Raw genomic sequence first — 21,504 nt, 5'->3', positions numbered from 1 at the left:
TCAATTAGAAACATTGAAGTTCTACCATCTAACATCCCGACAATAGATGACATTGTAGTTGTAGATGCATCATCAAATAACACCATTACTGTTTTTGTTTCTGGAGAAGGTTCTTATGAGTATGCTTTAGATTTTGGAACGTTCCAAAACAACCCAACCTTCACAAATGTTTCGGCCGGAGTTCATACCATAACCGTGAATGACATTAATGAATGTGGATCTATTTCACAAGATGTTTCGGTTCTGGGTTTTCCTAAATTTTTCACACCAAATGGCGATGGCATGAATGATGTCTGGAAACCACTTGGCGTAAACGCGAATAGCAGTCAATTACAAATCAGTATTTTTGATCGGTATGGAAAACTCATCAAACAAATAAATGCTTCTAATTCAGGTTGGAATGGCACGTATAAAGGTCAACAATTAGGTTCGGATGATTATTGGTATCGCGCTGTACTTCTAAATGGTAAAGAATATCTAGGTCATTTTTCATTGGTAAGATAATCGTAACATACATTTAATCTTTCAATATGTAAAAATTTCTTACTTTTGGTTGCTATTATTTTTTCCCATGAAACAACCGAAACTTTTCCCTTTTTTTCTCTGTTTACTATTTATTAGCAAATGTAGTTTTGCATTAATAAACGTAAATTATTCAAACACTGAAAGCCGCTATAATAATCCGTGTCCTGCACCGGTAATTTCAGATTTCTCGCCAACTAGTGGCCCAGAAAACACCTTAATAACTATTAATGGTAGTAATTTCAACAATGCAGTAGATGTATCCTTTAATGGCGTAACTGCTGCTTTCACTATAATTAATGATAACCAAATAACAGTATTTGCCGCATCGGCATTAAATACTAGTGCTACAATTTCCATTACGAGTTCGGGTGGATGCGTAGGAAACTCGACAACCGATTTTGCGTTTATTCAACCAAATTGTGCAGATACAGGCGATATTTATATATCAGAAATTTATGATGCTTTTTCCGGAAGCTACGCCGTAATAGAACTTTATAACCCAACAAGCACGCCTATTGTTTTAGATGGTGTGTATGTTATTGATCGTTATGGTAATATTGGAGATCCAACACCAAGTCATACCTACGCCATGCTGGGTACGATAGCACCTTTAGATACATATATTATTTTATTAGGAAGTGGTTCCGATTGTCCAGCTTTAGTTGCCGATTTTACTGTTGGCACAGGAATAAATGATAACGATGAATTTAAACTATTAAAAAATGGTACGGTAATAGATGTAGTTGAGGCACCAAACGAACGTGGTTACAGTATTGTTAGAAATGCAGATGCTGTGGTTCCAAATAACACCTTTGTTCCTTCAGATTGGGTTACAGATCTTAATGAAACCTGTACTAATCTAGGTTCTCATACAGCTGATCCTATTACGACAACTACGATTCCCGTTATTACACAGCCAGATTGGCAAACCATTTGCGAAAATGAAAATGCATCATTTACGGTGTCTGTAGCTACAGGAACTTACACATATCAATGGAAAGTTTTAAATAGCTCTGGTGCTTGGGTAAATGTTGTTAATAATGCCACTTACTCTGGTGCAACCACCAATACATTAAGCCTAAACAACGTGCCTATTAGTTTTAATAACAACCAATATTATTGCGAAATGACATCTGCAACTTGTAATCTTGTTACAGATGCTGCTCATTTATTTGTTTCTAATCCTGCAGTAGATACCATTTCAAATCAAACAGTTTGTGATAGCTATGTATTGCCCACGTTAACAAACGGTAGTTATTTTACAGGAAGTAATGGTACTGGAACTACCTTAATAGCCGGTCAAACAATTACAATATCGCAAACTATTTATATTTATAATGAGTCTGGTACTGCGCCTAACATATGTTCTAATGAAAGTAGTTTTCTTGTTACCATTGTTGGTTCGCCTCCTGTAGATATAGCAACGAACCAAACCGCGTGTACCGAATATATTTTACCAACCTTAACAAATGGTAATTATTACACGTCACCCAACGGAATGGGAACCTTATTGAACTCTGGCGAATCCATATTAACAACACAAACAATTTATATTTATGCCGAAGCTGGTACTGCTCCCAATATCTGTTCCAATGAAAGCAGTTTTACGGTAACCATAACAAGTAATCCTCCTGTTGATAATTTGTCAGACCAAACGGTTTGTACGGATTTTACGTTGCCAACTTTAACCAATGGCATGTATTATACAGGGACTAACGGAACCGGAATCATGCTAAATGCAGGTGAAACAATTTCAACAACGCAAACCATTTTTATATATAATGAAATTGGTACAGCTCCAAACACCTGTTCTAACGAGAGCAGTTTTACCATAACCATTTCTGGAACCCCAACCGTGGACACAATTTCAGATTATACAGGTTGTTCAAGTTACACCTTGCCAACTTTAACCCATGGCACTTATTATACAGGGACTAACGGAACCGGAACCATGCTAAATGTAGGCGAAACTATTTCAACCACGCAAACCATTTATATTTATAATGAAATTGGCACAGCTCCAAACACTTGTTCTAATGAAAGCAGTTTCACCGTTACTATTTCTGGTGCTCCATTGGTGGATACAATTGCAGATCAAAATGTGTGTACAGATTACGTACTGCCAACTTTAGTGAACGGCAATTATTTCACAGGAACAAATGGCACAGGAACCATGCTAAATTCTACTCAAGTTATTTCTACAACCCAGACTATTTATATTTATAATGAATCTGGAACAGCACCCAATATTTGCACGAATGAAAGTAGTTTTATAGTATCCATTGTCGGTACACCTCCTGTTGATATACTAACGAACCAAACAGATTGTACAGAATATATTTTACCAACCTTATCAAATGGTAATTATTACACAGGAACTAATGGAACTGGAACCATGCTAAATGCAGGTGAAACTATTTCAACTACGCAAACTATATATGTTTATAATGAAATTGGTACGGCTCCAAACACCTGCTCAAATGAAAGCAGTTTTATGGTTACCATTTCTGGAGCTCCTCTTGTTGACACATTAGCTGATCAAGATGTGTGTACAGATTATACCTTGCCAACGTTAGTTAACGGAAATTATTTCACAGAAACTAATGGTACAGGAACGCCATTATTTGCAGGCGAAACCATTTCCGCAACACAAACTATATTTATCTATAACGAATCTGGTGCAGCGCCAAATACTTGTTCTAATGAAAGTAGTTTTACAATTACCATTTTTCCATCAATGGATTTCGTACTCACAGAAAATAACCTTCAAATACATGAGAATACGGTAAACGTGGTTATGACCAACACCAGCATTTCTTACGAATACGCTATAGATAATGGTAGTTTCCAGTCTAGTCCTCTATTTTCAGGACTTTCAAATGGAACACATACATTATACGTTCAAGATATAAATGGCTGCGTTCTAAAATCAATTCAATTTGAAATAGAAACAGCAGTATCTATTCACATTCCATTATTTTTCACACCAAATAATGATGGCGAAAATGATGTTTGGCAAATAACGGACACGCAAAACACCATTAAAGAGATTTATGTTTATGACAGATATGGCAAACTTTTAAAACAGATTCCATTGCAATCTAAAAGTTGGGATGGTTTATACAGAGGCTACCCAAAGGAAAGCAACGATTATTGGTATGTGATAACCTTACGAACAGGCGAACAACTGAACGGTCACTTTACACTTAAACGCTAGAATTTACGTATTTTTGTACTTTGATACGAGCATGACTAAAATTAATTTTTAGAGTGTTATTAGTTGTGACTTTTTCCGATACATATCGGAATGACCCTCGAAAATCAATATAAAGAAACGTATGAAATTCAAAATAAAATCCGAATTTAAACCAACAGGTGATCAACCTCAAGCCATTAAAAAGTTGGTTGCAGGTATTGATTCACAAGAAAAATACCAAACCCTTTTAGGAGTTACAGGTTCGGGAAAAACATTTACCGTTGCCAATGTTATTGAAGAGGTTCAAAAACCAACCTTGGTTTTGGCCCACAACAAAACGCTTGCTGCACAATTGTACTCGGAATTCAAGCAATTTTTCCCTGAAAATGCTGTAGAATATTTCGTGTCTTACTATGATTATTACCAACCAGAAGCCTACATCCCTGTTTCAGGTGTTTATATAGAAAAGGATTTATCTATAAACGAAGAAATTGAAAAAATGCGCTTAAGCACCACCTCTTCCCTACTTTCAGGACGTCGTGATGTGATTGTTATAGCGTCCGTTTCCTGTTTATATGGTATTGGAAATCCTGTAGAATTTCAAAAGAATGTCATTTCTATTGAACGTGATCAGGTTATTTCACGTACCAAATTGTTACATCGTTTGGTACAAAGTTTATATTCTAGAACAGAAGGCGAATTTAATCATGGTAATTTTAGAATAAAAGGTGATACAGTTGATGTGTTTCCGAGTTATGACGATCATGCCTTTAGAATTCACTTTTTTGGAGATGAAATTGAAGAGATTGAAGCCTTCAACGTCCAAACCAATGAAGTTTTAGAAAAATACGACCGCCTGAATATTTATCCGGCCAATATGTTTGTAACCTCGCCAGATGTGTTGCAAGGTGCCATAAAAAGCATTCAGGACGATTTGGTAAAACAATACGATTATTTTAAAGAAATTGGCAAACATCTTGAAGCTAAACGCTTAAAGGAACGCACAGAATTCGACTTGGAGATGATTCGTGAATTGGGTTACTGCTCAGGTATTGAAAATTATTCACGGTATTTAGATGGGAGACAACCAGGCACAAGACCCTTCTGTTTATTGGATTATTTTCCAGACGATTATTTAATGGTCGTGGATGAAAGCCACGTCACCATTTCGCAAGTCCATGCCATGTATGGCGGCGATAGAAGTAGAAAAGAGAATTTAGTAGAATATGGCTTCCGTTTACCGGCTGCTATGGATAACCGACCATTGAAATTTGAAGAATTTGAGGCGCTTCAAAATCAGGTTATTTATGTGAGCGCCACACCTGCAGATTATGAATTGGAAAAATCTGATGGTGTTTTTGTCGAGCAGATTATTCGGCCAACAGGCTTATTAGATCCCGTCATTGAAGTACGACCAAGTTTAAATCAGATTGATGATTTAATAGAAGAAATTCAGTTGCGCGTTGAAAAAGATGAACGGACTTTAGTCACCACATTAACTAAGCGAATGGCTGAAGAATTGACCAAATATCTCGATCGGATTCAAATTCGGTGTCGTTATATTCACAGTGATGTGGATACCTTGGAACGTGTGGAAATTATGCAAGATTTACGAAAAGGCTTATTTGATGTTTTGGTTGGCGTCAATTTACTGCGTGAAGGATTGGATTTACCCGAAGTATCTTTAGTTGCCATTTTAGATGCCGATAAAGAAGGGTTTTTACGCTCGGCTCGTTCATTAACGCAAACGGTTGGTCGTGCAGCCCGAAACCTCAACGGAAAAGCCATAATGTATGCCGATAGAATAACCAAAAGCATGCAAAAAACGATTGATGAAACCGAATACAGACGGGAAAAGCAAATAGCCTATAACACCAAGCATAATTTAGTACCAACAGCATTGAATAAAAGTTTGGACAATGCCTTAACTAAAAACTCGGTGAGTACCTATAGTTATGAATTGGAAGCCGCCAAAGCCGCAGAACCTGAAAGCCAATATTTAACCAAGGGAGAATTAGAAAAGAAAATTCGTGAAAACCGCAAAATGATGGAACAAGCTGCCAAGGCATTAGACTTTATGGAAGCGGCTCAATTTAGAGATTTGATAAAGAGTTATCAGGATAAATTGGAGAATTTGAAGGTATAACGTGGTTTGTGGTGTCTTCGATACACCCCTCCGGACGTCGGGACACTCGAACTGACAGGTTTGTAGACTTTATTAAAAACAAAAAGTTATAAGAGGCTTTTGATAGGAATAAAAACACGCACCTTGCTAACTTTTTGGGTTTTAAAGTGCAAAACCCTTAGTTATACTGCACCTTAAAAATATCAATAAGCACATCTGGTGGTACTACCTTATTGGGAAAACTTTCCATAAGATATAGTACTTTATTAATAGATTCATGGCTCAAACCCATGCGCAAACCGTAGTTGTGAAGCTTAATTTTATCTTTAGTTGAACTTTCTTCATCAATATTCATGAGTAACACCAACCGATGAAATTGAACAATCCGTTCGCTATGCGATTTTAAGTGAATATAATTAATGGGATTTTCAATTAAATAATCAAAATCCTCTCTTGATATATCAAGTTGTCTAGCAATTGCCAAAAGAAAATTATATTCTATAGGTTTTAGGTCGCTTTCATTTTTAGCAAATGAAATCATTTCAGATAGGAGACTTAGCTTTTCAACCCTGTTAATTAGCATGAGGAATGGATTAATTATTTCAGTATAAAGATACGCACAATGATTATTTGATAATCCATGATAAATTGTAACTTGTCGAAAATTTGGATGCATTTTATCGTTATTTTCTTACATTTACTCAAAATTAATGAATTAATCAACTGAAAATCAAAATATTATACAAAAAATGCATTTCGTCGATTTTTTATAAATTGACACTAGAAACAGACTTATATGAGTACACAAAAAGACAACATGACAAATAATGATATTTTTAAAAAATTACGTGTAGCCCTTCAACTACGTGATGACGAAATTGTAAAGATTCTAGAACTCGTTGATTTTAGAATTACTAAAAGTGAACTCGGTGCATTTTTCAGAAAAGAAGACCATCCAAAATATATGGAATGTGGTGATCAAATTCTTCGAAATTTCCTAAATGGATTGGTTATTCATTTACGTGGCCCAAAACCTGATAAAAAACCTAAATTGGAAGGAAAAGTAAAAGCTACAACGCCAAAAAGAAATCCGATAAAAAAAATAGAAAAAAAGTAGGTTTTTTCTTTGTGCTCTGATAAGTTCGTCTTAATATTGCTATATAAGACTAATTTATCTTAATTACATGTTTCAACCACCTACTACGCTTCCCAATTTACAGTTATCGGAGAAAGACATTGCACGCCTCAATAAAAAATATAAGCTTTTAACCCCTTGCCAAAGGATTGAAACCTTATACACGGACTTTAATGTAGAAGAAATTATGCTAACCAGTTCTTTTGCGGCTACGTCTGCATTTCTTCTAAAATTAGTTTCTGATGTTAATAAAGAGCAACATGTGTTTTTCATTGATACAGGTTATCACTTTGAGGATACCATAAAATACAAGAAAAAACTAACAGATTTATATGAACTAAACGTAACATCTATTAGCGCTTTAAAGGAGGAACATGCTTTTACCACGCAAGACGAAACGTGGAAAAAGAATCCTGACTTTTGTTGTTCTATTAATAAGGTACAACCATTAGAGTCTATTAAAAAGCATTTTAATATTTGGGTTTCTGGGTTAATGGAATGGCAAAGTGATCATCGTGCGAATTTAGATATTTTTGAACAACGTGGAAGTATTTTAAAGTTCTATCCTTTGTTAGACATATCCAAAGAAGCTCGAGATGCCTATATTAAAGAAAACCAACTACCATTTCATCCGTTAGTAGCAAAAGGCTATAATTCTATTGGGTGCAAACATTGCACAGTTCCGGGCGAGGACCGAAATGGCCGATGGAATAACAACCCGAAAACCGAATGTGGTTTACATCTATAAACTAAAAAAGCTCTCAAAATTATTTGAGAGCTTTTTTTTATGATTAGAAAATCATCTATATTATTTGGATAATACTTCGTGTACTTTATCTGCAGCTTCTTGAAATTCTGTAGCACTCATAACGGCTAATCCTGAATTATCAATCAACTCTTTTGCAATATCAGCATTGGTACCTTGAAGACGCACAATAATTGGCACTTCAATATTACCCATGTTTTTGTAGGCATCAATAACACCTTGAGCAACACGATCACAACGTACAATACCACCAAAGATGTTAATCAAGATTGCTTTTACGTTTGGATCTCTTAAAATTAACTCGAAAGCCATTTCTACACGGGCTGCATCCGCTGTACCACCAACATCTAAAAAGTTAGCCGGCTCACCACCTGCTTGCTTAATTAAATCCATAGTTGCCATAGCAAGACCTGCACCATTTACCATACATCCAACGTTTCCGTCAAGATCTACATAGTTTAGTCCAGCTTCTTTAGCTTCTACTTCAATAGCATTTTCTTCACGTAAATCACGTAAAGCAGCATAATCTTTATGGCGGTATAATGCATTTTCATCCATGGTTACTTTTGCATCAACAGCCATAATTTTGTCATCACTTGTTTTTAACACTGGGTTAATTTCAAACAATGAAGAATCAGACTTATCATAAGCTGTATATAAAGCTGTAACAAATTTAGTCATTTCTTTAAATGCCAAACCAGACAGACCTAAATTGAAAGCAATTTTACGTGCTTGAAAAGGCATAATTCCAACAGAAGGATCAATCTCTTCTGTAAAAATTAAATGTGGCGTTTCTTCAGCAACTGTTTCAATATCCATTCCACCTTCCGTAGAATACATAATCATATTACGACCTGTAGCACGATTTAATAAAACAGACATATAATATTCTTCAGGTTCATTATCACCAGGATAATAAACATCTTCTGCTACTAATACTTGATGAACGCGCTTTCCTTCAGCTGAAGTTTGCGGCGTTACTAAATCCATACCGATGATTTCACCTGCAATTTGTTTAACCTCATCAAGGTTTTTTGCAAGTTTAACACCTCCACCTTTACCACGTCCACCAGCATGAACTTGGGCTTTAATTACGTGCCAGCCAGTACCAGTATCTTCTGTTAGTTTTTTGGCAGCTGCAACTGCTTCTTCAGCATTTTGAGCAACTATACCACGCTGGATACGTACACCAAAACTACTTAACATTTCTTTTCCTTGATATTCGTGTAAATTCATCTTATAAATTCGTTTGTAGTTTTCTCACCAAGAGAAAATCATTAAATTTTTAGTTGCACAAAAGTAATCAACCTAACGCTTTTAACCAATAATTTTTAAAAGTTGTTTTCAGATTGATTAAAAATTTATTTCTTAAGGAACTTCTTCAACATAAGTCCACCTTCGGTTTGAACAGCTACAATATAAAGTCCACTTTGTAAACTAGAAACATCCGTTGTTTTTGAAGATCCAACAGCACTTAAAACAAGGCGTCCATTTAGATCCGAAACACGAATAGATTGAATGGTATTTGGTGCATTATAAGAAATGTTTAAAACATCATTCACCGGGTTTGGAATTACTTGAAACTCCTTTTCAACCCAATTATTACTTGGAGTAGTTAAAGGGTTTGTTAAGAAGCTCTCCATAAGGGTAATTGTTTCATTAATACCTGCAAAGGCAAACACTATTTCTGCTGTGTTAGATCTAAAAACAAGATTTCCATTACTATTATCATAATAGTAATAAGAGGTTTGAGTAACAGATCCATTAAAAATAACAACGGTTAACGTTAAATCCTGAACAACTTTAAGTCTAGTAACGTTACCACTATAAGCGCCTTCTCCCACATCATTCATATTTAAGGTTCCGTACGCATCAACCGAAGTGGTAATAGTTCCTGTGAAATCTCCTGAGGCAGCATCACTTGAAAAGCTACCAGCTACAGGATCTGAAGTGGTGTCCGTATAAGCCAAAGGGAATGTACCTAACAGCGCATTGTTTAAATTATAATTTAATTCTATTCCGGCTGCTGTAACACCTGTAAAGGAAAAGGCTCCTGACATTTCTTCTTTAGCTAAAATATTGTTTACCTCTAGAGAACCTAATGTAGTAATGGTTAAAACCTCTGTTGTTCCTGGAAATAATGATAATTGTCCAGCATCCGGTGCAGCATAGGTGTCTGTATTGGTGCCTACCGCAGTTAAATTTGTAAAATTCCACGTTAATCCAGCACCAGAAGCACTTTGATCTAAAGCAGGAGTTGATTCCACAATAGCATACGAAGACATCGGAATACTAAAGAAATCATTAATTGGTGATTGTGCGAAACCAATAGAAGTTACGATTGTTGATAATAAAAGTAATGTTTTTTTCATTTTATAATTTATTAATTAATAGCGGGTTAAATGTACAAAAACACGTTTTATAATAGGAACGAAAAAGAAATTTATAGCTCATCTACCAAAAACATAGGTAAATTTCTTTTTTTTAGGAATAGAAAAGCATTAATACCCGAGTAAACTTATTTTTTACTACATTTATAAACCTTCAAGTCTTTAATAATAGCATAAAAAAAGACTAATGATTCAAAAACCACCATTCATTACTACACTCTTTCTAGTAGTTATGCTTTGCTACGGACAAAATATTTCTGCCCAAAACAATTCGAATAAAACTATAGATAGTCTAACTGCGGTACTTAGTCTTGAAAAAAATCAAGAAAAAAAGTTAGAAATACTCAACAATATTGTTGCTATTGCTTTCCAATCAGATTTAAACCTTGCTAAAACTTATGCTAGAAAAGGTGTTCAATTATCAGAAGAATTTAATAATAAAAATTGGCAGCCAAAATTTTATGAAATGCAAGGTCGCATGCATGCAAATCTATTAGAGTTAGATTCCGCATCCATTAATTTTGATAAAGCTTTAAAAGGTTATACCGATATTGATGATAAAAAAGGCCAAGCTACTACCTATTTTAAAATGGGTTGGGTTCATAAGCGACAAGGCAATATTGAAGATGCTTTAAAGGTTGATCTGGAAGCTTTAAAGCTCATGGAGTCTATAGATGATAAATTGGGCATTGCTGGTGCTTATAACCGGATTTCAGAAGATTTAACCAAACAGGGCAGACATGAAGAAGCTTACGAGTACGCACTAAAAACAATTGCCTTGTGTAAAGAAAACAATTTGGAAGTGGAACTGGCATATGCCTACACGGCAGCTGGAGATACCCAAATAGCTATGGGAAATAGCGAAGCTTCATTTGACTTTTATAATGAAGCGCTTACTTTGGCCAAATCCCTCGATTTTTCAATTTATGACGTTTTAAACTTCTCAAACAATCGTGCCAATGCCTTAAAACGTATGGGAAATTATACCGAAGCAAAAACAGCTTATGAGCAGGCATTAACCAAAGCAGAATCCGTTAATTACGGAAATGCTATTTATGTGATAAGAGCAAATCTTGGCGAGATAAATTTACTATTAGGCCATTATGAGGATGCTTTAAAATATCAATTACAAACAGTAGCCACCCAAGAATCTGAAGGCGATGCATCCAACCTAACAGAAGGCTATCACCATTTAAGTTCCATTTATGAAAAGTTGAAAAATTATCCGCTGGCATTAGAATTCCAAAAAAAGGCACTCGTTATGCGTGATAGTACCGCCAAGATGGCGAGTGATAAAACCATGTCTGAATTAATGACCCGATTTGAAACGGAGAAAAAAGACCAAACCATTAATGCCCAAAACATGCAAATTGCGCAACAAGAACGAACACAAATTCTTTATATAACTATTGGAGCCATTCTAATATTCAGTTTATTGGGTATGATTTTAAGTTTTAAAAATATCCGGAAAAAACGGCAAGCTTTACAGGTCTTAAATGCCGAATTGGATACCAAAAACAAACAGAATGAATTACTTTTAAAGGAAATTCATCATCGGGTAAAAAACAACCTAGAAATGGTAAAAAGCCTGATTGCTTTACAATCGGCTCAAATGGAAGATTCTGCCACAAAAGACGCTATGATTGCCAGTCAAAATCGGGTGCAATCCATGGGAATTATTCATCAGAAACTCTATCAAGGCACCAATTTAGGTTCTATTGAAATGAAAGACTATTTCTTGAATTTAAGCGAAGGTATTTTAGATTCATTCAACGCCGAAAATAAAGTTAAAATAGAATGTGCCATGGAGCAAATGGAATTGGATGTGGACACAGCCGTTCCTATTGGATTAATTGTGAATGAGCTATTAACCAATGCCATAAAATATGCGTTTCCGAATACCGAAACTGGAAAAATATCCATTCAGTTGGAACAAAAAACAAATGATATACTGCATTTAAAAGTCACCGATAATGGCATTGGAAAAGTATTAGGCCTTGCACCAAAAGGCACCGGTTTTGGATCGCAATTGATTCAGCTGTTAACCCATCAACTAAACGGAACCATGCAGGAAGATGGTGAAGACGGTACATCGGTTTCATTTCAATTTAAACACCAAAAAGCAGCTTAATGGAACAACCCATAAAAATACTAATTGTTGAAGATGAAATGATTATTGCTGCAAATATTTCATTACAACTTACCAATTTAGGTTATGAAGTCACAGGAATTATACCGCGAGGCGAAGAAGCGCTTATTCACATAAAAAAAAATAATCCGGATATATTATTATTAGACATTCAGTTAAAAGGTACCATTGATGGCATTGAAATGGCGCAAATCATGCAACAAGATTACAACATCCCCATTATTTATTTGACTGCCAATACAGACGATGCACATTTTGAAAAAGCTAAAACTACCAATCCGCATGCCTTTATTTCTAAACCATTTAAAAAATTAGATTTACAACATGCCATTGAGCTCACCTTACACAACATACAAAAGGATGATTTAGCAGTAAAAAGTGACCCTATAAATGACCTAGCTCCTTTTGTATTAAGCGACTGCATCTTTGTAAGACACCATGATAAAATGGTGAAAGTCGCTATTTGTAATATATTATATATTGAGGCAGAACGTAATTATTGCCGCATCTATTCCAAAACAAAAGAATATCTCTTGGTTATGACTTTAAAAGATTTGGACGAAAAACTACCCACCAACCTCTTCTTACGAATTCACAGATCCTTTATTGTAAATATCTCCCATATTGATGAAATAGCAACCAGACACGTTGTTATTTCCAAAAAAGCTATTCCATTGAGCAAGAGCTTAAAAGAAGAACTTCTAAATAGGTTACATACTATTTAAAGTCCGGATAAATAAAATACTACTTTCGGACAGACATAGGATATCTTCATCCTAAGATACTTGCCATTTTCATTGATTATCAGTTATTTAGAGCAACACGAAATGTGTTACGCTATTAATTAATCTTTTAAAAACAGTAATCATGAAAACTATTAAAACAATTATGGTATTGGCCGCTTTGCTTCTACTAGCCCCTTGTACGACAAATGCACAAGAGCAAGAGAGTTTTATCATGAACATAACCGAATTTACGGTTAAGTTTGGACAAGACCACAACTTTACAGACGGTGTCAAAAAGTGGAAAAAATGCTACCAAGACAATAACGGCACCAACAAATGGAATGTATGGCATCGTTTACAAGGCAAAGGCAATGTATATGTGGTTGCTGGTAATATGGCAAATTGGGCAGAAATGAGTAAGGAAGATCCAGCATCAAAATCCTGTAGCGCCATTGCACTAGAATCTATCACACCTTTTATAGAAAGTACAGATTTTAACACTACCAGATTCATACCAGGTATTAGCCGCAATGCACCTTTTGGTGATGCGACTATTATTTGGGTAACAAACTTTATTGTACATGATGATTTTACTTTCAATGAAATAATTTCAGAAGTTACAAAAGCCATAGCATCTAAAGAAGGCGATAAAAGAGGCTATTGGTACCGAGTAATGGGAGGTGAAACAAGCGATTATTTTGTGACGACACCATTTAAAGACTTTGCGGCAATGGACGTTGAAACGGACAATGTCTGGAAGGTTTTTGAAAGCGTACATGGCGAAAAGAAAACTAAAGAAACTCGCAAGAAATTTAGAGAATCCGTAGAAGATATTTGGAGTTACACCTTTATGCTTGAAAGCGAATTAAGTCTGAAATAATAATCAACCAATTAAAACCAGTAATTATGAAAACTATTAAAACAATTACGTTGCTAACCATAATATGCCTGCTAACTCCAGTAGTATTAACTGCTCAAAACCAAGCGTATTGGATTCATGCTGATCAAGTAAAACCCAGCAAACAGACAAATTATGAGCAAATAACTAAAGATTTTATAGCCGCTTGCAAAAAGCATGATTTAAAAAATGCAGATTGGGTAACGGCGCGCACAGATGATGGCATGTATTTAAATATCATGCCAATAGCTAACATGGCAGATTTAGACAAGAATCCATTGGCTCCTTTAATGGAAAAAATGGGAGAAAAAAATTTCCAAGCCGTTTTTGAAAACTTCGATACTTGCTATGATAATCATGGCGATTATATTCTTTATTTAATGAAGGATTTATCCTATATGCCAAATGGTTTAACTACCAATACGCCTGAACAAAACTACCGGAAATGGCATTATTTTCATGTAACCCCTGCAAACGAGCAAGCGCTGTATGAAAAAATTAAAGAAATAAAAGCACTCTATGAAAAAAAGAGTTCTAAAGAGTACTACAGAATTTATAGAAGTGGATTTGGCACCATGGGAACATTTTACATAGCTAGTATTTCCGCTAAAGACGAGCAGACCTATTCTAAAACATCTACCGAAAACAATTCTCTTTTAGGAAATGAAGGCACAAAGCTATTTGCTGAAATTTATGTGCTTCTAGAAAAATATGAAGTAAAATCAGGACGTATGAGAACAGATTTAAGCTATACAGCTAAAAAATAACAACCAAACCGAAACCTGCTGGATTGTTTCCAGTAGGTTTCTTTTTGAAATTAAATATTATGAAAAAATTATTCTTATTAGGATTTACAATAATTCTTTGTACAGCATGCGAAAAAACAGAAAAGCGATATACCATGCAATCTCCAGAAATAGACACATTCAAACAAGTAATAGATGCATATCAAAAGCAAGATTGGGCAACATACAAATCACATTATGCAGATACAGCTAAAATTATGAGTAATACAACTCAAGAATTTGCTAAAACTTTAGATCAAGAAATTGCACAGAATAAAAAAGATGCGATCATGTTTCATTCCTGGAAATACAACCCTGAAGATGTTGAATATGAAATGGTAATTACCGATGAAGGCGAAAATTGGGTGAATTTTTGGGGAGATTGGAGAGCGCGTTTAAAAGAAAATGATAAGGAATATATAATCCCAGTACATATTACGGCACGTTTTTTAAATGACAAAATAGACAAATTGCAAAACAATAGGGCATGAAAAAAGTAGGCATCATCGGTGGTTCAGGATTTATAGGAAGTCATATTACCAAAACATTTTTAGAAAATGGTTTTGAGGTAAAGGCGTCTACAACAGATATTTCCAATGAAGGTAAATATCAGCATTTAATGAATTTAAAAAATGCTGAAAACTTACATATAAGCGAATTAGACGTAAGAGATAAAAATCAATTAAAACAGTTTGTTTCAAACTGTGATATTATCATTCATGGCGGCACGCCCTTTCAATTGGATTTTCAGGATGCCAAAACCGAATTATTTGACCCAACCATTATAGGCACCGAAAATGTTCTGGAAGTAATTAATACGGTTATTACTGTAAAAAAAGTTGTCATCATTGCTTCAGTGGCGGCATACAACACCAACTTTCCTTTACCGCCTGACAATATGCTTGAAACCGATACTTTTAATGAAAAAGATACCCCTTTTTTTAGTGAAGAAAGTCATCCCTACGCACAGGCAAAATTTCTGGCTAACCAAACAGTAAATAACTTTTTACAAACCCATCCAAATGCCAACGCAGAAATTACAAGTCTGTCTCCAGTTGCCGTTTTTGGAAAATCCATGTCACAACGAGAAGATTCCACCTCAACAGGTTTACAGTATTTAATAAAAAATAATTTAGCTCCTAATCCGTTTATCCAAATGCTTTATGATACCAATGCGGAAATGGCAGTTGTTAATGTAACAGATGTAGCAATTGCCGCGTATAAAGCAGCCACTATTTCTGGGTTACATGGCAAAAACTATTTATTGAGTAGTGAAACCTATCCTGTTTCAGATATCAACTTGATGCTAAACAATCAAGCACCTGAAAACCTACCAAAAATAATTTATCAAAACCAACAAGCTGAACATGATCTGGGACTGCCATTTCAATCTGTAAAGGATACTTTACAAGGATTTAATTCTTAATAAACAGCCGTTAAAAATGCATTAACCAATTGGACAAAAGCAGAATTAAAATTTTAAATACTAAATGATTAAAAATAATGGAAACCACAACAATACAACCAACACCAGCAGCAATCCTACAAATGGGAACAGGATTTTGGGCATCAAAAGTTTTATTGACTGCCGTAAATTTTCAATTATTCACAAAATTAGCGACACACGGATCTATGTCTGCAAAAGCCATCAAGAATATTTTAGGATTAAAATACAGCGACAGAAACCTGTATGATTTTTTAGATTGCCTAACTGGTTTGAGCTTTTTAGAACGTGAAGGTCTCTTAGCAACTGTAATCTATTCTAATACCGTGGATACAGCTATTTTTTTAGACAAAGCCAAACCATCCTACATTGGAGGCATTCTTGAAATGCAAAATGATCAGGGCTGGAATGTTTGGGCAAAACTTGATAATGGATTAAAAACCGGATTGATTCAACATGAAATAAAAGATAACGGCGAGAACATTTTCGATTTTATAAGTAAAGATCCTGAAATGTTCAAAAAATTCGTCGATGGTATGACAGGTGTGCAAATGGGCAAAAAAAGCAGGTTTCTCCACCACAGAATTAATGCCTTTGGCAGGAACATGCAGTGCTGCAATTGCTTATAAACTATAAAATTCACATAATCATTAAATCGAATAAATATGAGAACAACAAAATTTACACTATTGGCAATTGCTTTAGTGACTGCTATGTCAATATCAAGCTGTAACGAGAAAACCAAAACGGAAACAACCGTAGAAAAACCAGTATCCACTGAAACCGTTGTTGCAAATGAAACACCAGACTATTTTCTACTGCGTCCAGAAGTAGAAAAGGCTTATGGTTACACGCATGCTGTAAAAATTGGAAATTCTATTAAAATCTCTGGTGCTGTTAGTATGGATGACGAAGGAAATCCTGCTGCTATTGGCGATTTAGAACAACAAATGAAAAACTGTTATGCAGATCTGGATAAAATATTAAAACACTATGGCTGCACATTTGATGATGTAGTCGTGGAAAACGTATTCACAACTGATATGGCCAAGTTTTTAGAATTTGCAGGTTACAGAACAGAAATCTATAAAAAGCAATTTCCTACGGGTTCGTGGCTTGGTGTTAAAGAGTTGGCAATTCCAGAATTTATGATTGAGATAGAATTGGAAGTTCACAAGGCACAATAGTGAATGGTGAATAGTGAATAGTGAATAGTGAAAAAATTGAAAGCGATACTAATGGAAATCAAAATTAAAAACTAAAATCAATAATTATGAAAACAAATGAAAACACCCAAATCATTGACACTATGTATAATGCATTTGCTTCAGGTGATATGCCAACGGTTTTGGGTTCCATGCATCCTAAAATAGAATGGAACGAAGCTGAAGGAAACAAATATGCGGACGGAAACCCATACATAGGTCCAAATGCGATTTTAAATGGGGTATTTGCCCGTCTTGGAGCTGATCACGAGTATTTCAAACTAGCGGATATTAAGCTTCATGACATGCGTAACAATCAAGTATTAGCTACGTTAAGATATGATGCTAAAAATAAAAAAACTGGTAAAAAATATAATGCGCAAGCCGCACATTTGTGGACATTTAAAGACGGGAAGGTTACGGTATTTCAACAGTATGTAGACACCAAAAAATTGGCTGATGCGGAGATGCCGTAAAACTAAAACCAAGTAAGCCAACCCGCCTTCAATAACCTCGGAAACCTTTTAAAGTAAATATGAACAAATAAAATAAAGATCATGAAACAAACCATTGTAACCAGACACAAAGTAGGCAATTTTGATAGGTGGATTAAAGGTCATCAAGACAGACTTGATGCTTTTGCACCTGCCATATCGAGCCTTAAAACATTTCAAGATTCTAACAATCTAAATTCGGTGGTATTGATTATGGAAGTTACAGATATGGAGAAATTTGGGGCGATTTTAAATGATCCTTCACTAAAAGCATTAAAGGATAAACACACGGTTTTAGATCCGATAATAGTATCGATGCCAGTAGAATTATAAGCGTCCAGTAAATTTAAATTATTGCTAGCATTTTACGTTCAATTTAATTAGGGTTGCGGTAGCTATTCTAAATTCATTTTATGTACTTTACATTTCTATAAACAGTAAGGTACACGTATTTATGGCAACCAAAAAAGAAAATATTGCGCGCATTGGTTTAAGTGCAATTGGATTTGTTTACATTCTTGTTGGTGTTTTAACAGCTTTAGAGGCTTTCAATTTGGGCGGACGTGAAGTGGGAACAAAAGGTGCCATTGGATTCCTTTCGGGACAACCTATTGCAAAAATACTATTGGCTGCTATGGCAATTGGTTTATTTAGCTATACGTTTTGGCGTTTTTATCAAACTTTTGCCGATTCTCGAAATTTAGGAACCGACTTAAATGCCCTATTTGTAAGAGCTGGATTTTTTACGGGAGGATTGTTTTATGGATCGCTTGGCTTTATAGCTACTCAACTTTTAATTGGCGCTAGTTATGATACGCAGCAAGATTCCGTTGTTAAACTTTTAAATTCATCATTTGGCCATATAAGTGCTGTTATTATTGGATTAATTTTTGGAGGGAAAGCCTTATTTGAAATTTACTTTATACTGTCCAATCAATTCAAGAAAAATGTCCAATCCTCAAAAATGAAACCTAAAGTGCAAAAATTACTTCTCAATTTAGGAGTTATAGGTCATTCGGCAAGAGGTATTATATTTGGCATCATGTCCTTTTTAACGATACGAACAGGCTTAACGTTTAGAAATGAAAAAATGAGCAAATTAACCGATGCCTTCCAGTTTATAGATCAGAATTTTGGCGCCTTTGTTTTGGCTCTTATTGCGGTTGGAATGTCCTGCTATGGTTTATTTATGCTTGTTAAAGCGCGATATCTGTATATTAATATGAACTAAAACTCGCTTATAGGTATTCAAGAAATATGACCCCATTAGATAGTTACACTTACAAATTACTATAAAATGTCAATGTATTTTTATCTAAATCATAAATGGTAAATTCTTTAGTTCCCCAATCGGTATTAACTATTTGAATTTGACCTTTTAAAATTTCTTTAGCTTCAAACTCTATATATAAGCTTTCTATGTTTTGCGTTACTATACGCAAATTAGGTTTAACAGCCGTTTTTAAAGGTTTTCCTGTGTTCTGAAAGTTCAAGTGAATTTCTATATCGCCGCGTCGTAATCCGGCATAAGTAGGCACTTTAGGATCGTCAGCAAAGGCAATTTCAAAACCGAGTTTATGTACATAAAAAAATAAAGCAGCCAAAAGATTTTGAACTGGTAAAACGGGATGAATTTGATGTAAATGTGCTTTTTCCATTAGTCTTGTAATCTTCCACTAAAAACACTCACTTTAGAATTAAAGGGGTTTCCAGATGATCTTCTTAATAATGCAATTTGTCCGCAATGCCAAACGGCATCTTCAATTGGACCATGAATGAGTGTCCAAAATTCGACTTCATATTTTTCAAAAATTAGTTTAAACTCACTAATATCTTTAGTTTCTTTAAAAATATTTGACGCTAATTGTAAATTTAAAAGTGTGGCTTTTCGCAAGCCTTCAAAATCTTCAGGTTTATCTGTATCTTTTTTAGCATTTTCTTTTTTTAAGGCGCAATTGGCAATCATTCTTGATAAGTCATAGATATGATCAATGGTTTCCAAACTTGAACGTGCATCATCATTTGGGCGAAAATTCAAATCATCTTCACGCAAGCCTTCAGTTGCCCAATAAAAACGAAATCCTAATCCATCAATAGCTCTTGCGGCAACGGTTCCTGCTGTAAAGGTTTCTGAAGCTTTAGGGATTTCGTAATAAGGTAGTTTCTCTTGTGAACTCATAGAAACATTAAAAAAAATAATTGACCAAAATACTATAGGTTTCATAACTTAATTTTTCAGTTCATTCGTATTAGAAATGGGCGAAATACCATATTTATCAATTAAATATACTAAGCTTGTCATGGTTGCTGCTCCTAATTCCAGTTCACGCTTATTTACATGTTCAAAAACATCATTGGCTGCGTGATGATGATCAAAATAGCGTTGCGAATCTGGACGTAATCCTGCAACAACATTAGAATCTGTTTTTAAAGGCGCTACATCTGCTCCACTTCCACCCCTTTCAAAATAATGAATTAAATAGGGTTTAAATAAGGTCTTCCAACTTTCTATTTTAGCAAAAATAACATCGTTACAATCAAATTGAAAACCACGGGGTGTAAATCCACCTGCATCACTTTCTAATGAAAAAATATGGTTTTCACCTTTCTGTTTTGCCATTTCGGCATATTTCGTAGCACCACGTAAACCGTTTTCTTCGTTCATAAACAACACCACGCGAATGGTGCGTTTTGGTTTAATACCACTTTCCTTTAATAACCGTAACACATCCATGGATTGCACACAACCGGCACCATCATCATGAGAACCATCGCCTAAATCCCAAGAATCTAAATGGCCTCCAACAATAATATATTCATTTGGAAATTCACTTCCTGTAATTTCACCAATTACGTTATGCGACTGAACGTCTTGTAGTTGCTGACAAGTTTGATTAAAAAACAATTTAATATTTTTATCTAGCGCTAACATGCTACTCAATTTTTCAGCATCATTGGTGCTAATCGCTGCTGATGGAATACGTTGTGAATTTGGTAAATTACCATAGGTCATGCTCCCTGTATGCGGTAAATCGTCTAGACGTAAATTCATGGACCGCACAATAACACCAACTGCTCCCAATTTTCCGGCTTCCTTGGCGCCTGCATAGCGCTGATCTACACAACCGCCATAGGCTTCAAAGGTTTGTATAACATCAGCTTGCATAGGCCTATTAAAAAACACAATTTTTCCTGACACCTTGTCTTTTCCTAAAGCTATTAATTCATCAATACCTTGTACTTCTACAACCGCGGCTTTAACACCTCCAATTGGTGTGGCAATAGAACCACCCAACGCACAAATATTTACCGTAGTTGTAATTCCAGAAGAAGACTCTATAAAGGCATATTCTTTTGTTCCTCTTACCCATTTTGGTACCATTACAGGTTGTAACCAAACTTTATCTAAACCTAGTTTTTCTAGCTCTTCTTTGGTATAAGCGACTGCTTTTTCGGCATTCAAAGAACCTGATAGCCTTCCACCAATTTGGTTGGACAAATAATCAAGCCACTCATAACTTTTTCCGTTTGTTAAGGAAGTAGAGTAAATAGTTTTTAGCGTTTCGGCATCTGTTTGAGCCGTTATATTAATAGTTAATAGAAAAAATAAAATGGGCAAAACATGTTTCATAATTAGCATATATGTCATTAAAAAACTAAAATAGTT

The 21,504-nt window shown here is 35.1% G+C and carries 22 protein-coding genes; 16 read left to right on the top strand and 6 right to left on the bottom strand.

What is annotated here, in order from left to right; translation table 11 throughout:
• From ACN0QX_RS03605 to uvrB, 3 genes are all read left to right on the top strand, one after another.
• Positions 1–504, top strand: a 504-nt coding sequence (locus ACN0QX_RS03605; protein WP_417195576.1) for a T9SS type B sorting domain-containing protein, incomplete at its 5' end; no start/stop codon positions are given.
• Between the two features lie 67 nt (positions 505–571).
• Entirely contained in the window at positions 572–3,742 is a 3,171-nt protein-coding gene (locus ACN0QX_RS03600) for a T9SS type B sorting domain-containing protein (protein WP_417195575.1), read from the top strand.
• A gap of 121 nt (positions 3,743–3,863) precedes the next feature.
• Positions 3,864–5,867, top strand: a complete 2,004-nt coding sequence (gene uvrB, locus ACN0QX_RS03595) for an excinuclease ABC subunit UvrB (protein WP_417195574.1) — start codon at positions 3,864–3,866, stop codon at positions 5,865–5,867.
• 157 nt (positions 5,868–6,024) lie between these two features.
• Here the strand turns inward: uvrB and ACN0QX_RS03590 are convergent, their stop codons facing one another.
• A complete protein-coding gene (locus tag ACN0QX_RS03590) occupies positions 6,025–6,429 on the bottom strand; it encodes a TerB family tellurite resistance protein (RefSeq protein WP_248400600.1) in 405 nt (134 codons plus the stop codon).
• A 234-nt stretch (positions 6,430–6,663) separates the two neighbouring features.
• On the opposite strand from ACN0QX_RS03590, the gene ACN0QX_RS03585 reads away from it, so the two are divergent.
• A complete protein-coding gene (locus ACN0QX_RS03585) occupies positions 6,664–6,963 on the top strand; it encodes a DUF1456 family protein (RefSeq protein WP_417195579.1) in 300 nt (99 codons plus the stop codon).
• Between the two features lie 67 nt (positions 6,964–7,030).
• Positions 7,031–7,729, top strand: a complete 699-nt coding sequence (locus ACN0QX_RS03580; RefSeq protein ID WP_417195573.1) for a phosphoadenylyl-sulfate reductase — start codon at positions 7,031–7,033, stop codon at positions 7,727–7,729.
• Positions 7,730–7,789: 60 nt separating this feature from the next.
• On the opposite strand, the gene sucC is transcribed toward ACN0QX_RS03580, so the two are convergent.
• Both sucC and ACN0QX_RS03570 read right to left on the bottom strand, forming a co-directional pair.
• Positions 7,790–8,983, bottom strand: a complete 1,194-nt coding sequence (gene sucC / locus ACN0QX_RS03575) for an ADP-forming succinate--CoA ligase subunit beta (protein ID WP_376861361.1) — start codon at positions 8,981–8,983, stop codon at positions 7,790–7,792.
• A gap of 125 nt (positions 8,984–9,108) precedes the next feature.
• A complete protein-coding gene (locus ACN0QX_RS03570) occupies positions 9,109–10,119 on the bottom strand; it encodes a T9SS type A sorting domain-containing protein (protein ID WP_417195572.1) in 1,011 nt (336 codons plus the stop codon).
• A gap of 205 nt (positions 10,120–10,324) precedes the next feature.
• On the opposite strand from ACN0QX_RS03570, the gene ACN0QX_RS03565 reads away from it, so the two are divergent.
• From ACN0QX_RS03565 to ACN0QX_RS03515, 11 genes are all read left to right on the top strand, one after another.
• Positions 10,325–12,268, top strand: coding sequence for a tetratricopeptide repeat protein (locus tag ACN0QX_RS03565; RefSeq protein ID WP_248398487.1), 1,944 nt, complete (start codon positions 10,325–10,327; stop codon positions 12,266–12,268).
• Positions 12,268–13,011, top strand: a complete 744-nt coding sequence (locus ACN0QX_RS03560) for a LytR/AlgR family response regulator transcription factor (protein WP_248398484.1) — start codon at positions 12,268–12,270, stop codon at positions 13,009–13,011. The genes ACN0QX_RS03565 and ACN0QX_RS03560 overlap by 1 nt, the downstream gene beginning before the upstream one ends.
• 142 nt (positions 13,012–13,153) lie before the next feature.
• The gene (locus ACN0QX_RS03555; RefSeq protein ID WP_417195571.1) at positions 13,154–13,891 is read left to right on the top strand and encodes a hypothetical protein; all 738 of its coding nucleotides are present in this window, start codon (positions 13,154–13,156) and stop codon (positions 13,889–13,891) included.
• Between the two features lie 26 nt (positions 13,892–13,917).
• Complete coding sequence (locus tag ACN0QX_RS03550) at positions 13,918–14,676, top strand: hypothetical protein (RefSeq protein ID WP_417195570.1); 759 nt, start codon at positions 13,918–13,920, stop codon at positions 14,674–14,676.
• A gap of 59 nt (positions 14,677–14,735) precedes the next feature.
• Positions 14,736–15,185 carry a nuclear transport factor 2 family protein gene (locus tag ACN0QX_RS03545; protein WP_417195569.1) on the top strand — a complete coding sequence of 150 codons (450 nt, stop codon included), beginning with the start codon at positions 14,736–14,738 and terminating at the stop codon, positions 15,183–15,185.
• Complete coding sequence (locus tag ACN0QX_RS03540; RefSeq protein ID WP_376861375.1) at positions 15,182–16,120, top strand: NAD-dependent epimerase/dehydratase family protein; 939 nt, start codon at positions 15,182–15,184, stop codon at positions 16,118–16,120. The genes ACN0QX_RS03545 and ACN0QX_RS03540 overlap by 4 nt, the downstream gene beginning before the upstream one ends.
• A gap of 77 nt (positions 16,121–16,197) precedes the next feature.
• Positions 16,198–16,767: a hypothetical protein gene (locus tag ACN0QX_RS03535; RefSeq protein ID WP_417195568.1), complete on the top strand. Its 570-nt coding sequence runs from the start codon at positions 16,198–16,200 to the stop codon at positions 16,765–16,767.
• A gap of 36 nt (positions 16,768–16,803) precedes the next feature.
• Positions 16,804–17,325 carry a RidA family protein gene (locus ACN0QX_RS03530; protein ID WP_417195567.1) on the top strand — a complete coding sequence of 174 codons (522 nt, stop codon included), beginning with the start codon at positions 16,804–16,806 and terminating at the stop codon, positions 17,323–17,325.
• Positions 17,326–17,411: 86 nt separating this feature from the next.
• Positions 17,412–17,819, top strand: a complete 408-nt coding sequence (locus tag ACN0QX_RS03525; RefSeq protein WP_417195566.1) for a nuclear transport factor 2 family protein — start codon at positions 17,412–17,414, stop codon at positions 17,817–17,819.
• Between the two features lie 81 nt (positions 17,820–17,900).
• Positions 17,901–18,170, top strand: coding sequence for a hypothetical protein (locus ACN0QX_RS03520; RefSeq protein WP_417195565.1), 270 nt, complete (start codon positions 17,901–17,903; stop codon positions 18,168–18,170).
• Between the two features lie 121 nt (positions 18,171–18,291).
• Positions 18,292–19,068: a DUF1206 domain-containing protein gene (locus ACN0QX_RS03515; RefSeq protein ID WP_417195564.1), complete on the top strand. Its 777-nt coding sequence runs from the start codon at positions 18,292–18,294 to the stop codon at positions 19,066–19,068.
• A 49-nt stretch (positions 19,069–19,117) separates the two neighbouring features.
• Here ACN0QX_RS03515 and ACN0QX_RS03510 read toward each other — a convergent pair whose 3' ends face one another.
• From ACN0QX_RS03510 to ACN0QX_RS03500, 3 genes are read right to left on the bottom strand one after another with little or no spacing between them, the layout of a single operon-like run.
• On the bottom strand, positions 19,118–19,495 hold the full coding sequence (locus ACN0QX_RS03510; protein ID WP_417195563.1) for a VOC family protein: 378 nt from the start codon (positions 19,493–19,495) through the stop codon (positions 19,118–19,120).
• Positions 19,495–20,061: a hypothetical protein gene (locus tag ACN0QX_RS03505; protein ID WP_417195562.1), complete on the bottom strand. Its 567-nt coding sequence runs from the start codon at positions 20,059–20,061 to the stop codon at positions 19,495–19,497. Before ACN0QX_RS03505 ends, ACN0QX_RS03510 begins: the two co-directional genes overlap by 1 nt.
• Before the next feature lie 3 nt (positions 20,062–20,064).
• Complete coding sequence (locus ACN0QX_RS03500; RefSeq protein ID WP_417195578.1) at positions 20,065–21,468, bottom strand: M20/M25/M40 family metallo-hydrolase; 1,404 nt, start codon at positions 21,466–21,468, stop codon at positions 20,065–20,067.
• Positions 21,469–21,504: the final 36 nt, after the last annotated feature.

This window comes from Bizionia sp. (assembly GCF_048259285.1).
Classification (GTDB): domain Bacteria; phylum Bacteroidota; class Bacteroidia; order Flavobacteriales; family Flavobacteriaceae; genus Algorimicrobium; species Algorimicrobium hallyeonense.
Note: the sequence above shows the minus strand (reverse complement) of the source record. Positions and strands in the feature narration are given on the sequence as shown.

Coding starts and splice junctions, on each gene's coding strand:
- ACN0QX_RS03600 (WP_417195575.1), top strand. CDS start 572: ATGAAACAACCGAAACTTTTCCCTTTTTTTCTCTGTTTACTATTTATT.
- uvrB (WP_417195574.1), top strand. CDS start 3,864: ATGAAATTCAAAATAAAATCCGAATTTAAACCAACAGGTGATCAACCT.
- ACN0QX_RS03590 (WP_248400600.1), bottom strand. CDS start 6,429: ATGCTAATTAACAGGGTTGAAAAGCTAAGTCTCCTATCTGAAATGATT.
- ACN0QX_RS03585 (WP_417195579.1), top strand. CDS start 6,664: ATGACAAATAATGATATTTTTAAAAAATTACGTGTAGCCCTTCAACTA.
- ACN0QX_RS03580 (WP_417195573.1), top strand. CDS start 7,031: ATGTTTCAACCACCTACTACGCTTCCCAATTTACAGTTATCGGAGAAA.
- sucC (WP_376861361.1), bottom strand. CDS start 8,983: ATGAATTTACACGAATATCAAGGAAAAGAAATGTTAAGTAGTTTTGGT.
- ACN0QX_RS03570 (WP_417195572.1), bottom strand. CDS start 10,119: ATGAAAAAAACATTACTTTTATTATCAACAATCGTAACTTCTATTGGT.
- ACN0QX_RS03565 (WP_248398487.1), top strand. CDS start 10,325: ATGATTCAAAAACCACCATTCATTACTACACTCTTTCTAGTAGTTATG.
- ACN0QX_RS03560 (WP_248398484.1), top strand. CDS start 12,268: ATGGAACAACCCATAAAAATACTAATTGTTGAAGATGAAATGATTATT.
- ACN0QX_RS03555 (WP_417195571.1), top strand. CDS start 13,154: ATGAAAACTATTAAAACAATTATGGTATTGGCCGCTTTGCTTCTACTA.
- ACN0QX_RS03550 (WP_417195570.1), top strand. CDS start 13,918: ATGAAAACTATTAAAACAATTACGTTGCTAACCATAATATGCCTGCTA.
- ACN0QX_RS03545 (WP_417195569.1), top strand. CDS start 14,736: ATGAAAAAATTATTCTTATTAGGATTTACAATAATTCTTTGTACAGCA.
- ACN0QX_RS03540 (WP_376861375.1), top strand. CDS start 15,182: ATGAAAAAAGTAGGCATCATCGGTGGTTCAGGATTTATAGGAAGTCAT.
- ACN0QX_RS03535 (WP_417195568.1), top strand. CDS start 16,198: ATGGAAACCACAACAATACAACCAACACCAGCAGCAATCCTACAAATG.
- ACN0QX_RS03530 (WP_417195567.1), top strand. CDS start 16,804: ATGAGAACAACAAAATTTACACTATTGGCAATTGCTTTAGTGACTGCT.
- ACN0QX_RS03525 (WP_417195566.1), top strand. CDS start 17,412: ATGAAAACAAATGAAAACACCCAAATCATTGACACTATGTATAATGCA.
- ACN0QX_RS03520 (WP_417195565.1), top strand. CDS start 17,901: ATGAAACAAACCATTGTAACCAGACACAAAGTAGGCAATTTTGATAGG.
- ACN0QX_RS03515 (WP_417195564.1), top strand. CDS start 18,292: ATGGCAACCAAAAAAGAAAATATTGCGCGCATTGGTTTAAGTGCAATT.
- ACN0QX_RS03510 (WP_417195563.1), bottom strand. CDS start 19,495: ATGGAAAAAGCACATTTACATCAAATTCATCCCGTTTTACCAGTTCAA.
- ACN0QX_RS03505 (WP_417195562.1), bottom strand. CDS start 20,061: ATGAAACCTATAGTATTTTGGTCAATTATTTTTTTTAATGTTTCTATG.
- ACN0QX_RS03500 (WP_417195578.1), bottom strand. CDS start 21,468: ATGAAACATGTTTTGCCCATTTTATTTTTTCTATTAACTATTAATATA.